The sequence below is a fragment of the Alkalihalophilus lindianensis genome, assembly GCF_032843265.1.
GTDB classification, from domain to species: domain Bacteria; phylum Bacillota; class Bacilli; order Bacillales; family Bacillaceae_D; genus Alkalihalophilus; species Alkalihalophilus lindianensis.
The window spans coordinates 1-241 of sequence record NZ_JAWJBA010000931.1 but is presented as its reverse complement, the minus strand read 5'-3'; the positions used below and the strand labels follow the sequence as shown (position 1 = coordinate 241).

The 241-nt window shown below is 35.7% G+C and carries 1 protein-coding gene; it reads right to left on the bottom strand.

All coding sequences use genetic code 11. The annotated features are described in order from the left end of the window. Nucleotides 1-241: AMP-binding protein (locus tag RYX56_RS24840; RefSeq protein ID WP_336623201.1), on the bottom strand; the 241-nt coding region annotated here is incomplete at both ends.

The following is a 241-nucleotide window of genomic DNA, read 5'->3' as shown; positions in this document are numbered from 1 at the left end:
ATTTGGGAATATACGATATATTTTCATTTTTGAACTTTCAGACCACTTTGCCCCCGATGAAAGGATTTTTATAGATTTATTGATCTGAATTCCCTGTTTTAGAAATGCTTCTATCATTGTTGGAACGACATACATCGTTGTAATGGGATGAGATTGTATCCATGAATGCCCTTCGATAGGAGAAAATTTATCTAATAGATAGACCGTTCCCCCTAAGTACAAGGTGCTAATGGCTCCATAA